Raw genomic sequence first — 14,348 nt, forward strand, 5'->3', positions numbered from 1 at the left:
GGCGATTCTCTTCTACCCGTCATCCGTAGCCGATGCGAGTTCGTGTTCAATGTCGTCCAGATCGCGTGGTGTGTTGATGGCCCGCCACGGACCGTCCACCAGATAGCCGATCAGCTGCCGTGCCTGGATCAGCCGAGGAAGGGTGCCCTCCTCGTGGTCGCCCTCGTCGGGCAGCAGTTCCCCAACGCGCGGGTCGAAGATGTAGACGCCGCCATTGACCCGTAACGGCGGTGGCGCCTGTGAGACGAGCGTGGTCACTCGGCCCCGCTCGTCACAGTCGACGCTGCCCCTGGGCAACCAGGGGCGAGGCAGGGCGACCGTGGCCAGCGCGGCGTGACGCCGGTGGTGGGCGAACATCCCCGCGAGCGAGAACCGCGTCCAGATGTCCCCGTACAGCGCCAGCCACGGCTCGTCGGGCCAGTCCAGGGCGGCGCATGCGAACTTGAGCCCGCCACCTCGGCCCAGGGGCCGTTCCTCGGCGACCACGTCCGCCCGCAGCGGCAGCTGGCGCGAGGCGAGGTAGTCGCCGATCACCGGCGCCAGGTGTCCCGCGGAGACGACGACCTGTTCCACGCCCGACTCGGCGAGCCAGTCGAGTTGATGGCGCAGGATCGGAATGCCGTGCACTTCGACCATCGTTTTCGGCCGGGTCCGCGTCAGTGGCCGTAACCGGCTGCCGAAGCCGCCGGCCAGGACGACCGCCTGCCGCACCGCGCCGAGGCCGGTGCCTCCCCCGCCCGCACCATCCGTGAGTCGCGACATGGTCACGTAGCGTACGCCGCGCCTGTTCCTCCTGGAACACCAAGTCCCCGTGTCCCGATCCGATCTTGGGAACGAACGCCCAGCAAGGCATCCAAGGCGGCGTCTGGGGCCTTCGAGCGAGGCGTCTCACTTGGTGGACCCATGTGGGGACCGTTGTGGTCGATGGCGAAGAGGCTCTCGCGGGAGGTCGGGCCCGAGCCGAGCCACGGTCCGAGCAACGACCAGACCCCCGCAACTCGACGACCAGCCGGCCGGCTGGTGGCCGGGCTACGGGGGGGTGAGCGCTGTGTCAGGGGCCGAGGATGTTGCCGATGGCGCCACCCAGAGGACTTCCATTGGGTGAGCGTCCAGCTCTGGCCGGGGCCGCCCTCACTCTTCGCGACCGGGGTGCCGCCCTCGTCGATCCAGTAGGCGCGGTCCGCAGGCACGGCGCGACGTCCACCAACAGGCGACGGGCAACGGCCGGGCAGCAGGCCGGAGCCAACGGCGAACGGGCGAACGGGCGATGGCAGCTGGACGGCGGGCGGCAGCGGCTGGCAGACAGTCCGGCGAGAACGCGCCATGCGAACAGCCGGACCGCGAGCGACGAGCCAGGGCCCCGCCCGCAACCGCTCGGCCAGCGAAGTCACCAGGTGCTCCCCGAACGACCGCGGCAAGCAGGGCCTGAAACGCCAAAGGATGGCGGACGACCACGGAATCCCGCTCGCCAGAGTCCTGGCAGGAGCCGGCCACCACGACGTCGTGCGTGATGTCCGCCCGGCCTTGGTACAGGCCGGGCGGACAAGCACGGTGCGGTGCGACGCCCGTGGCGCGGTCGTTCAGGGGCGGATCACGCGGGGTGGGTGGGCTACGGTTCAGCCCTTGCCGAGGTCGTTGTTCCAGGAGCGTGGGGCGAACGTGGCCTTGCTGCCGAAGGGGTCGTCCCAGGTGGTGCCGTGGCGGACCGCGGCCAGCCAGGCGCGGTCGCCGGTGCTGTCTCGCATCCGGATCGAGCCGGTGTACTCGTCCTCGGAGATCCACGAGTCGCCTACGCCGGAGATGTCGAAGCGCAGCGCGAACCGGATCTGCTCCGGATAGATGTTCCAGTTGTTGATCTTGCGCATGGTGTTGCTGGAACCGGAGTGGGCGATGTAATGGTACTTGCCCTTGCGCTGGACCGGCCGGGACCACGAGCCGTTGCCGACGCGGTACTGGAACTCGGCGTCCTTGACGGTGTGGTTGTCCAGGTCCCCGTCGGCGGTCACGAAACGGCATTGGACGATGCCTGACTTGTCCACCGAGTTCTTGGGGGAGAAATCCTTGTTGTCCCACAGGCCGACGGGATAGTAGGTGTCCCCCGTGCCCTTGCACCAGTAGAGCAGGAACGGCATGTTGGCGGCGAGCCGCCGCTTGGTGTTGTCCTTGTCCTTGTAGTGGATGAAGTGCTGGTTGGACAGGATCCCGGACTCGTCGTCCTTGGTTGCGCGCTGGGCGTCGTCCACCTCGATCGCGGCCGGATCTGCGGGGCGGGCGGTGTCGTCGGTGCTCATCTTCGCCTCCTGGGCCCGTTCCGGTCAGTGGTCGAGGTCGTGCCGCTCGGCCTGCGTGCGCAGGTCGTCGGAGAGGAGCTCGGCGGGGAAGCGCAGTCCACCGCCGTCGACCGCCTGCGCTGCGGATTCGCCCTGGCCGGCCAGGGCGCGCACCTCGGAGGCGAGGGCGTCGGTCATGGGGGTGGAGCGCAGGGTGTACAGGTCCTTCAAGTTGCCCTCGATGCCGGGGGCTTCGATGACGCCGCTGAACTTGCCGATCTTCCGGGTGCCGGAGGCGGCACGCAGGTAGACGAAGTCGCCGTCGAGGACACGGGCCACCGGGGAGACCTCGATCCAGGACACCCAGCCCGGCCGGATGTTCACGGTCATCGACTGGGAGAAGGTGGTCGACTCGCTCCAACTGGCGCTGAAGGAGTACGTGGTGGAAACCTTGACCAGGTCGAAGAAGCCCGCCTCGGCCGAGTACTCGACACCGAAGGTGTACTCCGAGCCGATGGTCCGGGACCCGCCCACCGTCATCGAGGCGTCGTCAGGGGTGTCGTTGAAGACCGGGTCCCCGACGTAGGCCGGCACTCCCCGGTAGTAACTCATCACCTTCCAGTTGCCGACGACCCCGTAGCCGTCGCTGTTGTTGCCGACGGGGTCCTTCCAGTGGTTGGCGGGCACTTCGGTCGACTTGATGGCTGGGATCTTCTCCGGGAAGTCGTAATAGCTTCCGAAGCCGAGGCGGTGCATCTTCTCGCTCAGGGCGCGCTTGTCCGGATTGCGGCTCAGCAGTAATTCGCGGTCATCGGTGGCCACGGCACTCCTCTGCGGATTCGGGAAGGACGGCGTAGGCGCCCGACATCGGCGGCCATACACGCTGGGGGCAATCTTCGTCACCATTCGCACCACGGCACCGCAGACAGAGCGATTTGGCCCAGATGGGTCATAGAGAACCGGCCATGGGAACAAGAGGCTCCTGCCTGCCAAATCTGCGCGCGTGGCCGAGCAGCGGAGCAGCGGTCGTCCTGGCACGGGTGGTAGGAGACCGTCGGCCCGCACCACGACAGGTGCGCGCGGACGCGTGGCCGGCCCGCCGAGCCCGTGCCTGTCATGGGCCTGGACCTCGGCGGTTCCCGGGTACCGCGGCCGCGGGCGGCGGCGTCAAGCCGACATTGGGGGTACGACCAGGGAGAACACCGATCCCTCTGGGTCGGCGAGCATCGTCACCGGCTCCTTGAGGCGACCTTCGGCTGAATCATCACCGTCCCGCCCAGGGGCGGCGATGCCAGCGCCGTCGAAGAACACGACCAGGCCCCGGTCGCTGTATGCGCGGTGCCGAGGAGCGCGTCCCGACCATGACTGTGCACAGTCACTCTCCGACTGCCCTTGCGAGGTCGGCCTACGAGGATCGGTGCACTGGTTGCGTGACGCCGCGCCGCTGACCCACAAGAAGTGGATCAGAACCGAATCTGTTCCTCGTAGGCGGCCGGCGACGCAGTTCAGGCAACCAGAGGGGAGAATTCGTCCCTGGTTGCCTTCAGCTACTCGTCGCCATCGTCGCGATGAGCACCGGACCCCGGCAAGGTGATGTTCTCGGGCGGTTCGTCTTCTCCATTCCTTTGTGACGGTCGCTCACCTGACGACCCCCAGCCGTTTGAGTGGGTGATCGGCTGGCATTTCGCGCTCGCCTTCGTGGCGCCGATAGAACTGGTCGCAGCACACCCACCAGATGCCAGCGGGTACTTGTACGGTCGCGTGGTTCAGCCGCATCGGACTTCCACAGGCGGGGCAGGCAGGAGTCATCGTTACTTCCTCAGCTCTCCTCTATACCCACTCGGTCGGCCCGCAAGGGCAGGTGTCCCCTGGGACCGGGCGAGGGCAGACACCGTCCCGTTCGGGGCGCTTCCCGCGGCTTGCGGATGCCGCATGACGTGCAGCATCCCTCATCCACCGCGACGAGTTGAGCCTGCGGGCCATACCGAAAACGGTCAACGACCGCACCGGTACAACCGCCAGTGCCGCACGGCGCGGAGGCCACCAGCTCAGCCATAGGCGCGTGCGCCACGGAGACACTGCGCTTGCAGTGCAAGCACGGAAGGGGATGCAGGCCATCAGGTGGACTCTTGATGAACGGCACCCCGTTGGCACTGCAACACAATGGGCAGATCCAGGCCATACACGCCTCCCCTCCCGCGGGCCCTCCGCTGCACAACGAGGCCCCTTCCCCGAGGTTACGACTCGGGTCCGGCAGAGCAGTTGAGGAGGGCAAATCAGGCCGGCACACTCTTCCGATGAGCCACAGCACAGCGCCGGGCAACTGGGACGGCCCCTGGTACCGCGTCCGCACAGAGCAGTTCGAGGCCGCGTTCCTGCCGAGTGCCGACGAGGACGTGGAGTTGGTGGACAACGTCGACGTCTTCGTGGACCTCCAGGACGGCTCCCGGTGGAACGCGACCATCATCACCCTCGCCCAGATCGAGCTCCTCATGGAGCGATGGGCCGCCAGCGGGGAAGCCCTCGCAGGCCGCTACTTCTGGATCTCGGACGGCCTCATCGTCCGCGATGCCGGCATCACCAACATGACCCAAGTCCTCACTGGCATGCTCGAGAACGGCGAGTTCACGCAGATCCTTCAACGCCTCGATGACCGGTAACCGCCCAACCTGCACCTCTCAATCTGAAGCGATCAGTTATTGCCCCGCCCCAAGATCTCAAGCAGTCCCTAACAGCAGGGCCAGAGGCCGGGCCGGCCTCGGAGTGTGGCCAGGCAGCCAGGCAGCGCGCGGCAAAGGTGGAGGGGCGACCGGACGACAGTGGTCCGAAAGCCGGGCCTACCGCTTGCCCATGACGCCGGCGAAGGCATCGACGCCGGCTACAGCCCGACATGGACGTACCGGCCGCGCACCACACCGTCGTCGGCCCGGACCGCCCGGGGAGTAGCCGGAGGAATGGGCCGTCCCCGTCCGCAACTTCCTTTCAGGTCAGCCATAGCTACCGGCCGCACCGCACCGCACCCACGCCCGCACCCGCACCCGCATCCCGAAAAAAGACCCGGCTGTCGCTTTTGCGTTTCGTCTGGAATTCGGCCTTGAGAAGTGGATTTGGGGTGCATCGCCGATATTCCGCTTGGAGCCGGCGAGAGAGACCGGCTCTCGGTGTTTCACCGCCCCGCAGGCACGGAATATCGTCCGGCAATGCCAGGTCAGGGGGCCGGGAGGGAGGCGGCGGGGACGCAAAGCGAGCAGACATCCTCCCCGTTCGACCGGCTGGGCCTGGAGCGCTGTCGAAGTGTCAGCAGTTAAAGTTCTATTTACCTTTGACAGATCTCTGCCATATTCCCTGTGCTGCGCGACGGCGATCGATTAGCGTCCGCCGTGACCGATGTACGCGCAACCGCTTCGCCCCGTTACTTGCGAAGTAAATTGTGAATTCAACCAATGGGGGGCGAAGGGCCGTACGCATATGCGGCGCGGTGACGTGCCGTACTGCACCCCGTGCGCACAGGCACGGACCGGGGGAGGAAAACATGAACGCGAGGGAGATCGGCGCGTCCGATTCGCCGTCGAGGCCCTTGGACGTATTCGACGCGGTGGACCCGGACGTTCTCCGCTCCGGCTTCGGTTCGAAGAAGTGGCGGCAGACGGCCCCCGACGTGCTGGCGGCCGGGCTGGCCGAGATGGACTTCCCCGTGGCGGAGCCGATACGCGAGGGGCTGCGGCGGTATCTCGGCCGCGGCGCCCTCGGTTATCCGTACTGGCCGGACGGCAGCCCGGTGCGAGAGGTCTTCGCCGAGCGGATGGCGAGGCGATTCGACTGGCACCCGCAGCCCGGACCGGTCAGGGAGTTCGCGACCGTCACCCAGGGCGTTCATCTCGCCGTCCATCTGGGCACCGAACCCGGTGACGCGATAGCCGTGCACACCCCCGTGTACGGCCCCTTCCGTGAGGGCCTCGCCCGGTTGGGGCGACGGCTCCTCCCGATTCCTCTGCACGACGGGCCCGATGGTTGGACCTGGGACTCCGGCGAACTCGCCCGGCAGGTGGCGGACCACGGCTGTCGTGCCCTGGTGCTGGTCAATCCGCACAACCCCACGGGACGGGTGTTCACCCGGGCCGAGCTTCTCGAACTCGCCGAACTCGCCGAACGGAACGACCTGCTGGTCATCTCGGACGAGATACACGCCGACCTGACCCACGCCCCGCACCGCCACATCCCCTTTGCCTCGCTCTCTCCCGAGATCGAGCGGCGCACCGTCACGCTCACCTCGGCAACCAAGGCATTCAACCTCGCCGGCCTCCGCTGCGCCGTGGGGCACCTGGGCCCGGCCCGGCTGCGTGCGGCCTGGGACGACCAGCCCGTCGAACTGTACGGAGCCGCCAACGTGCTCGGTGTGCATGCCTCGTTGCTGGCCTGGACGGAAGGGGATGCCTGGCTGACCGCCGTTCGGGAGCATCTGACGCGCCTGCGGGACCGGCTCGCCGCCGGGCTGGCCGAGCGGCTGCCGCAGATCGGACACCATCCGCCGCAGGGCTCCTATCTTGCCTGGCTCGACTGCCGGGCGTTGGGGTGGGGCGCGGACCCGGCAGCCCGATTCCGGGAACGTGGGGCCGTCGAGCTCGGTTCCGGCCCGGGATTCGGGCCGGGCGGCGACGGTTTCGTGCGGTTCAACTTCGCCACGTCAGCGCCGCTGCTGGAACAGCTCCTCGATCGCTTGGCCGGGACGGTGGAAGCCGGAACGGGCCTGGCGGCGGGCGATGCGGCGGCGGGCACTGCGTGCACGTCGCCTCGCGCGCTGACCCGTACGGACATTGACGCTGCATCACGTTCAGGCACCAGATCCGGTAGGGAGGGCCTGTCCCACGCCCTGACCGGGGAGCCCGCGTGCTGATCACGGTGGGTGAGTTACTGCACGGTCCCGTCGGGGAACGCACCACGGACGCGGCCGTCCTCGTCCGGGACGGGAAGATCGCTGCGGTCGGCCCACGCGAAGCGATCGTGGCCCAGGCGCCCGCGTCCGTGGCCCGGTGGGACTTCCCCGGCGGCACGCTGCTGCCCGGCCTGATCGACGGCCATGTGCACCTGAGCTTCGACGCGAGCGCCGAACCCTTCACGGCACTGCTGGAGAGCGAGGTGCCCACGCCCAGGCTCCTGGACGCCATGGCCGGGCGCGCCGGTCAGCTGCTGGACTGCGGGGTGACCACGGTCCGGGACCTCGGTGACCGTGGGGCCGCGGCGATCCGGCTGCGCGAGGCCATCACCGCCGGCCGCGTCAGGGGACCGCGGATTCTCGCCGCGGGGTCCCCGTTGACCCCTCCGGGCGGACATTGCTGGTTCCTGGGGGGCGAGGTGGCCGACGAGGCCCAACTACGGGCGCTGGTACGGCGCAACGCGGAGGCCGGAGCCGATGTGATCAAGGTGATGGCCAGCGGCGGGCACATCACCGAGGGCGGCGCGGCGATGTGGGAGTCCCAGTTCACCACCGAGCAACTCGCCATGGCCGTCGACGAGGCACGCCGGTTCGGGCTTCCGGTGGCCGCCCATGCACACAGTGCGGCAGCCGTCGCCTCGGCCGTGGCCGCCGGGGTGCGCACCGTCGAGCACTGCCTGTGGATGGACGGACCGGACGGCGTCGACCGCCGCACCGCCGTCGCCCGGTCGATGGCCGCACAGGGAATCGCGGTCTGCGGGTCCCTGTGCGGGTATGACTGGCGGACCAAACTGGCGCGGGACGGGGCAGCCGCCACCCGCGCCTTCTACGACCGGTTGAGCTGGCTCGACGAACTCGGGGTAGCCCTGATCACGGGCACCGACGCGGGTATCCCCCGGGCCGTGTTCGACGACTACGTCAGCATGCTGGAGCTCTATGCCTGGCTCGGCTTCCCCGCCGAGCGCGTGATCGAACTGGCCACCGTCTCCTCCGCCCGTGCGCTGGGCCTGGCCGGCACGACCGGACGTGTCGCGCCGGGGCTCGATGCGGACCTGGTGGTCGTCGACGGTGATCCACGCGCCGATCTGTCGGTCCTGCGTGCGGTGCGCTTCGTCGTGGCCAGAGGCGAGGCGTATCCCGTACGCGGCACCGAGGAACGTGCCTGACGCAACGTCAGGCGAGAACCGGAGAACGTACATCAACCAACGGGGGACCTGTGAAGAGCAAGAGAGACCTGGGCCTACTCACCGTGACCCATGGGGTCAACGACATGTATCAGGGCGCGATCCCCGCATTGCTGCCCTTCCTACAGGCAGGACGCGGCTACAGCTACACCCTGATCACCGGGATCACGCTCGCCGCCACCGGCTTGTCCAGTCTGATACAGCCGGTGGTCGGGCTGCTGGCCGACCGTCGGCCGATGGGTTGGCTGATACCGGCGGGAATGGTCACCGCGGGCATGGGCGTGGGCCTGTCCGGCCTGGGTGGCACCTACGTGTGGACTTGGTTGGCCGTGGCGCTGGCGGGGGTCGGGCTGGCCGCGTACCACCCGTCGGGGGCCATGGCGGCACGCGTCATCGGCAGTGGCGACACCCGGTCGATGAGCGTCTTCGCGGTCGGCGGCAACATCGGCGTCGCCCTCGCCCCGCTCTTTGTGACCTTGGTGATCAACGGCGCCGGAATCCCGGGCACTTGGCTGCTCGCGCTCCCCGCCCTCGCGATGGGCGTGGCCTGCTGTCTGGTCCGGCGTTTCTGGCGGGTGGCCCCCGCGACGGGCCCGCGCGCGCAGGCAGTGGACGGCGGAACGGCGCAGGCCGGCAGGTCTGATGACTGGCGGGCGTTCGGCAAGCTCTCCGTCATCTCGGTGTTCTGGTCGATTCCGTACGTCGTGATGGGCGCACTCGCCGCGCCGTATGTGATCAGCCGCTTCGGTGTCTCGGCGGCGACCGGGGCGGTGGCATTGACCGCGTTCACCGCGGGCGGTGTCGTCGGCACCCTCGCGGGCGGCTGGAGCGCCGAGCGCTGGGGCCGCCTGCCGTCCCTGCGCTACGGCTATCTCGTCTCCGTCCTCGCGGTCGCCGGCATGGTGCTCATGCCGAACATCGCCGGGGTGCTGGTCTGTGCGCTGGTCTACGGAACGGTGTTGTTCGTCCCGTTCGCCGCGCAGGTGACCCTGGCCCAGGACTATCTCCCCACCCGTATCGGCACCGCGAGCGGGCTGACGCTGGGCGTGACGCTGTCCGCCGGCGGGCTCCTCTCTCCGCTGTTCGGCATGCTCGCCGATGCCTGGGGCGTGCGCGCGGTGCTCGCCACCCTGATCGGCATCCTCCTCGTCCCGGCCGCCCTGGCGTGGCGACTGCGCGAGCCCCGCAGGACCGAAGCACGCCCGAACAGCGGGAGCGACGGACGGCACGCCCAACCACCGCGCAGTCCGCGACAGCCGGCCGGAACACCGTTGCAGCAGCACGGCCAGGCACGGAAGAGCCGATGACGACCACCGTGTGCGGACTCGCCGAGCTCGCGGGGCTCGCGGGAACGGATCTGGGCCGGACGCCGTGGGTACCGGTCGACCGGGAGCATGTGGCGGCCTTCGCGCACGCCACCCATGGGCACACCCACGACTCCGACGCCACCGGGGAGGGGTCCGCCGCTCCGCTGGGCGGGCCCGTAGCGGACGGTTTCCACACCCTGGGCCTGGTGGGCACGCTCGTCGACCGGCTGCTGGAGTTCCAGGAGATCCGGATGAACGTGATCTACGGCGTGAACCGGCTCCGACTGCCCAGTCCCGTACCGGTCGGCGCGCGGGTGCGGCTGCACGCCGTGGTCGACGCGGTCGCCGAAGTCCGGGACGGGGCAATGGAGATGCTGGTGGACGTCACCGTCGAGGTCGAGGACGATCCCAAACCGGCCTGCGTCGCCCAGGTGGTGTACCGCATCTACGCCTGACGCTTTCCTCCCCTGTCCCGCTTCCTCGCCCGACTCCCCTCCCCTCCCTCGCTCGTCCCCGACGGAAAGGAACGTTCCGGCATGCCCATTTACGCCCTGGGCGACGTGGAACCGCAGATCCATCCCGATGCCTATGTCCACCCCGACGCCACCGTGATCGGCGATGTGCACGTGGCCGCCCATGCGTCCGTCTGGCCGCAGGTGGTGCTGCGCGGCGACGACGGCCGAGTCGAGGTGGGCGCGCGGACGAACATCCAGGACGGCAGCGTGATTCACGCGGCCCCCGAGACGCCCGCCGTCATCGGCTCCGGCACGGTGATCGGGCACATGGTCCATATCGAGGGCGCGCGGATCGGGGACGGCTGCCTGGTCGCGTCGGGTTCGCTCGTGCTCAACTCCGCGGTGATCGAGTCGGGTGCCATGGTCGCGGCGGGCGCCGTCATCACCTTCGACGGACATGTGCCGACCGGCTGCATTGCACTCGGCGTTCCGGCGAAGAACCGGGAGAACACCCTGTTTCCCATGGATTCCGTCGCGGACATCGTCGAGGACTACGTCGCGACCGCCCGGCGGTTCCGCACCTCGTTGCGCAGGGTGGTGTAGCCGTATGGCCCCGGCAGACCAGCCGACCGCGGCGCGCCGCACCGTGGTTTTCCAGGACACCGACGATCGGGGGTACCGGCGGATGGCCGAGGAGAAACGATGTTGAACAGTCCGAGCTGTCACCCCTGCGTGAAGATCATCCGCTGGCCGCGGGAGACGTACAAGCGGGAATGGTGCCGGAAGTCCGGGCAGTTGAGGCTGCTGGTCATCGACGAGGGCACCGACGCACCCGTGTGTGCGGACATCCGCGAGGACTGGATCCGGTTGCCGACCAGGAACGAGGACATCCAGGTCCGTATCGCCACGCTCCAGGCGCGCAACCTGGGCCGCCACGCTCCGCAGGTCGATCCCAACGGCGTCATCCGCCGCGGCTCGTGCACCGTGACCGTCTCCCCCACCGAGGCGGAACTGGTCCGGCTGCTGACCGTCAACTTCGGCGAGGTCGTCTCGCGCGAATCCCTCAGGAAGCGGCTGTGCCAGGGCGACCGCCACGCCAGTCGCAACGCGCTCGACCTCCACATCATGAGAATCCGCCGCCGGCTCACCCCGCTGCGACTGGAGATCCGCACGGCGTGGGGGCGCGGCTACACCCTCACCGCCTGCGACGGCGGGGAAGGCGACACCGATCTGGTCGGACCGTCCCGGCCCGGCGAGGACGATCCGGAATTCCACGGCACGGCACCCGTGAACCGGGCGCGCCCGGTGGGGAGTTCGGCAGGACGGAACGGCAGTGGCGACGGAGGCACCGATGTTTGACATCGCACTGGAGTCGATGACCATAGGCGATGTGCTCGCGACGCGGGCACGGAGCCACCGCGACGAGACCTTTCTGAGGTTCCACGACGGCGACCTCAGCTTCGGACATGTGCACCAGATGTCCAACCGGGTGGCCCAGGGCCTGGCATCCCTCGGCGTCCGCCCCGGCGAGCACGTCGCGGTGATGCTGCCCAACTGCCCCGAACTCCTCTACACCGTCTTTGCGTTGAGCCGCCTCGGGGCCGTTGCCGTTCCGGTGAACACCGCCCTGTGCGGCAACCTCCTGCGCCGCATCCTGGCCGACTCCGGCTCCCGCTATCTCGTCATCGACGCCCGGTACGCCGAGGAACTGTCGGCCCTCGCCCCCTGTCTGCCCGGGTTGGCGCACCTCGTCGTACGGACCCATGACGCTTCCTCGGTGCCGTTGACGGCTCTGGGCAAGCCGGCCGTCTCGCTCTCCAGTCTGCTGTCCTACGGCGCCGACACCCCGCGCGCCGACGTGTCGTTCTGCGACCTCCAGGCAATCATGTACACCTCGGGGACGACCGGCCCGTCCAAGGGCGCGATGGTCTCCCACTCGCTGGCCCTGGCCTGTGCGCTGGACTCGCTGGACTTCCTCGACCGGTGGGGCAAGACGGCCTACTGCCCACTGCCGCTCTTCCACGCCGCGGGCCTGTGGGACGGCGTGCTGTCCGCACTGCTGTCCGGCAGTCCGCTGGCCGTCGCCGACCGGTTCCACGTGTCGCGGTTCTGGGACGATGTACGGCGCTTCGACGCACAGGTGGCGTTGAGCGTCTTCTCGATGATCCCCATGCTGCTCAACCAGGAGCCGACCGAGCGGGACAAGGACCACCCCCTCGAAGTCTTCTACATGGGCAAGTCCGCCCTCGACAAGCCGCTGCACGACCGCTTCGGAGTCCGCTCCGCGGAGTGCTACACCAGCACCGAGGCCGGCATCGCGACCGGCAGCCCGTACGGCGAGTGGCGGCTCGGCTCGTGCGGCCAGGCACACCACGAGCGCTTCGAGGCCGGCGTCGTGGACGAACTGGACCGGCAGGTCGGCCCTGGCGAGCCGGGTGAGTTGGTGCTCCGCCCCAAGCAGCCGTCCATCATCACCAGCGGGTACTACGGCGCTCCCGAGGCCACCGCGCACTGCTTCCGCAACCTGTGGTTCCACACCGACGACCGGGTCTGGCGCGACTCCGACGGCTACTTCTACTTCCTGGACCGCATGAAGGACGCCATCCGCCGGCGTGGCGAGAACATCTCCGCCTTCGACCTGGAGTGCGAGGTCAATCTGCACCCGGCCGTGGTGGAGTGCGCCGCCGTCGGTGTGCCGTCGGAGCTGGAGGAGGAGGACGTGAAGCTGTTCGTCGTCGCACACCCCGGATCCGGCCTGGACGCCGCCGAGTTGCTGGAGTTCTGCCAGAAGCGGCTCCCCAGGCACATGGTCCCCCGCTACCTGGAGTTCCTCGACGAACTGCCGCGCACCGCCACCGACAAGGTGGCCAAGCACCTGCTGCCCAGGGACGGTGCCCGGTGACCGGTGCGCACTGGGAGGAGACGGCTCAGGACGCGGAGTTCCGCCAGGAGGTACGCGCCTTCGTCAAGGAGTGCTTCCCCGCCTGCTACCGGCCGGACCCGGAGGCCGAGAACAGCCTGGAGCCCGAGGATGTCTGGGGCTACGACTGGCCGGCCGACCGGCGCTCCCCGGACCCGGAGCGGCGCGCCGGCGCCCTCGCCTGGGCGGCGGCCCTCGCCGAGCGGGGCTGGATCGCCCCACACCTCCCGGCCGCGTACGGCGGTGCCGGACTCTCCCCGGTGCAGGAGTTCATCCTCCGCGAGGAGATGATGCGCGCCGAGGTGCCCACCGTGAACGGCATCGGGGCGATGCTGCTCGGCCCGACACTGCTGGAGTTCGGAACCGAGGAGCAGCGCCGGGCCCATCTGCCGGGCATCGCGTGCGGCCGGACGGTGTGGGCCCAGGGCTTCTCGGAGCCGGACGCCGGCTCGGACCTGGCCGCACTGCGCACCACGGCGGTCCGTGAGCCGGCCGGCCCGGCCGGGTCCGCGGCGTACCGGGTCACCGGGCAGAAGGTGTGGACCTCGTCGGCCCAGCACGCCGACTGGCTGTTCGTCCTGGTGCGTACCGACCCGGACGCGCCCAGGCACAAGGGCATCACCTTCCTGCTCATCGACGCCACCAGCGACGGCGTCACTATCCGCCCGATCGAGGACATGCGCGGTGCCAGCCCGTTCGCCGAGATCCACTTCGACGACGTACGCGTCCCGGTCGCCCAGCGGGTCGGCGAGGAGGACGAGGGCTGGTACGTGGCAATGGCCGCACTCGGCTTCGAACGCGCGGGCATCGGCGCCCCCGTGAAGTTCGAGCAGGTGCTGAGGCGACTGATCAGGCAGCTACGTTCGGCCGAGGGACAGGAGCTCGTCCGCGCGGACACCGCCGTCCTCCGGCACGAGATCGCCCGGCGTTATGTCGAGGTGCGTGCGCAGTACGCGGTGGCGCGCCGCACCGCCGCCGGGCACGCCGCCGGCGCCGTGCCCGGCTACGAGGCGTCGGTCAGCCAACTCCTCGGCGCCGAACTGCACCAGCGGCTCGCCCACACCGGCGCCCGTGCCTTCGGCCCCTACGCACAACTGTGGCAGCGCAGCACGGCCCCGACGGCCACCGCGTTCGCGCACATGCGTTTCGACGCGGTGGCCGCCACGCTCCTCGGCGGCACCACGGAGATCCAGCGAAGGGTCATCGCGACCCGCGGCCTGGGCCTCCCCCGATCCTGACCCCCACACCCCCACATCCCCACATCCCCGGCATCGGAGCG

General features: G+C 69.3%; 12 protein-coding genes and 1 pseudogene. 10 read left to right on the forward strand and 3 right to left on the reverse strand.

The genetic code is table 11. The features are described 5' to 3' along the window. Positions 1-12: 12 nt before the first annotated feature. Positions 13-762, reverse strand: a complete 750-nt coding sequence (locus ACLJT4_RS20775) for an NDP-sugar synthase (RefSeq protein WP_411123907.1) — start codon at positions 760-762, stop codon at positions 13-15. Between the two features lie 636 nt (positions 763-1,398). On the opposite strand from ACLJT4_RS20775, the pseudogene ACLJT4_RS20780 reads away from it, so the two are divergent. After that, positions 1,399-1,500: pseudogene (locus ACLJT4_RS20780) on the forward strand (IS5/IS1182 family transposase); the annotation flags it as partial. 116 nt (positions 1,501-1,616) lie between these two features. Here the strand turns inward: ACLJT4_RS20780 and ACLJT4_RS20785 are convergent. Both ACLJT4_RS20785 and ACLJT4_RS20790 read right to left on the reverse strand, forming a co-directional pair. Continuing rightward, a complete protein-coding gene (locus ACLJT4_RS20785) occupies positions 1,617-2,291 on the reverse strand; it encodes a hypothetical protein (protein WP_411123909.1) in 675 nt (224 codons plus the stop codon). Between the two features lie 24 nt (positions 2,292-2,315). After that, on the reverse strand, positions 2,316-3,092 hold the full coding sequence (locus tag ACLJT4_RS20790) for a hypothetical protein (RefSeq protein ID WP_411123911.1): 777 nt from the start codon (positions 3,090-3,092) through the stop codon (positions 2,316-2,318). A 1,475-nt stretch (positions 3,093-4,567) separates the two neighbouring features. Here ACLJT4_RS20790 and ACLJT4_RS20795 point away from each other — a divergent pair. The 9 genes from ACLJT4_RS20795 to ACLJT4_RS20835 all read left to right on the forward strand — a co-directional run bounded on the left by ACLJT4_RS20795 (position 4,568) and on the right by ACLJT4_RS20835 (position 14,307). Next, positions 4,568-4,930 carry a hypothetical protein gene (locus ACLJT4_RS20795; RefSeq protein ID WP_411123913.1) on the forward strand — a complete coding sequence of 121 codons (363 nt, stop codon included), beginning with the start codon at positions 4,568-4,570 and terminating at the stop codon, positions 4,928-4,930. Between the two features lie 872 nt (positions 4,931-5,802). Then, on the forward strand, positions 5,803-7,164 hold the full coding sequence (locus ACLJT4_RS20800; RefSeq protein WP_411123915.1) for a MalY/PatB family protein: 1,362 nt from the start codon (positions 5,803-5,805) through the stop codon (positions 7,162-7,164). Further along, complete coding sequence (locus ACLJT4_RS20805; RefSeq protein WP_411123917.1) at positions 7,158-8,369, forward strand: amidohydrolase family protein; 1,212 nt, start codon at positions 7,158-7,160, stop codon at positions 8,367-8,369. Before ACLJT4_RS20800 ends, ACLJT4_RS20805 begins: the two co-directional genes overlap by 7 nt. Positions 8,370-8,419: 50 nt before the next feature. Further along, positions 8,420-9,694 (forward strand): MFS transporter, encoded by a 1,275-nt coding sequence (locus ACLJT4_RS20810; RefSeq protein ID WP_411123919.1) that lies wholly within the window; start codon positions 8,420-8,422, stop codon positions 9,692-9,694. Next, entirely contained in the window at positions 9,691-10,149 is a 459-nt protein-coding gene (locus ACLJT4_RS20815; RefSeq protein ID WP_411123921.1) for a MaoC/PaaZ C-terminal domain-containing protein, read from the forward strand. The genes ACLJT4_RS20810 and ACLJT4_RS20815 overlap by 4 nt, the downstream gene beginning before the upstream one ends. A gap of 81 nt (positions 10,150-10,230) precedes the next feature. Then, the gene (locus ACLJT4_RS20820; protein ID WP_411123923.1) at positions 10,231-10,752 is read left to right on the forward strand and encodes a gamma carbonic anhydrase family protein; all 522 of its coding nucleotides are present in this window, start codon (positions 10,231-10,233) and stop codon (positions 10,750-10,752) included. Positions 10,753-10,851: 99 nt separating this feature from the next. Further along, a complete protein-coding gene (locus ACLJT4_RS20825; RefSeq protein ID WP_411123925.1) occupies positions 10,852-11,508 on the forward strand; it encodes a helix-turn-helix domain-containing protein in 657 nt (218 codons plus the stop codon). Beyond that, on the forward strand, positions 11,501-13,051 hold the full coding sequence (locus ACLJT4_RS20830) for an AMP-binding protein (RefSeq protein ID WP_411123927.1): 1,551 nt from the start codon (positions 11,501-11,503) through the stop codon (positions 13,049-13,051). The genes ACLJT4_RS20825 and ACLJT4_RS20830 overlap by 8 nt, the downstream gene beginning before the upstream one ends. Next, positions 13,048-14,307, forward strand: coding sequence for an acyl-CoA dehydrogenase family protein (locus ACLJT4_RS20835; RefSeq protein WP_411123929.1), 1,260 nt, complete (start codon positions 13,048-13,050; stop codon positions 14,305-14,307). The genes ACLJT4_RS20830 and ACLJT4_RS20835 overlap by 4 nt, the downstream gene beginning before the upstream one ends. Positions 14,308-14,348: the final 41 nt, after the last annotated feature.

Origin of the sequence: Streptomyces sp. x-19 (assembly GCF_046549115.1) — a bacterium.
In the GTDB taxonomy this organism is placed as follows: Bacteria; Actinomycetota; Actinomycetes; order Streptomycetales; family Streptomycetaceae; genus Streptomyces; species Streptomyces albulus_C.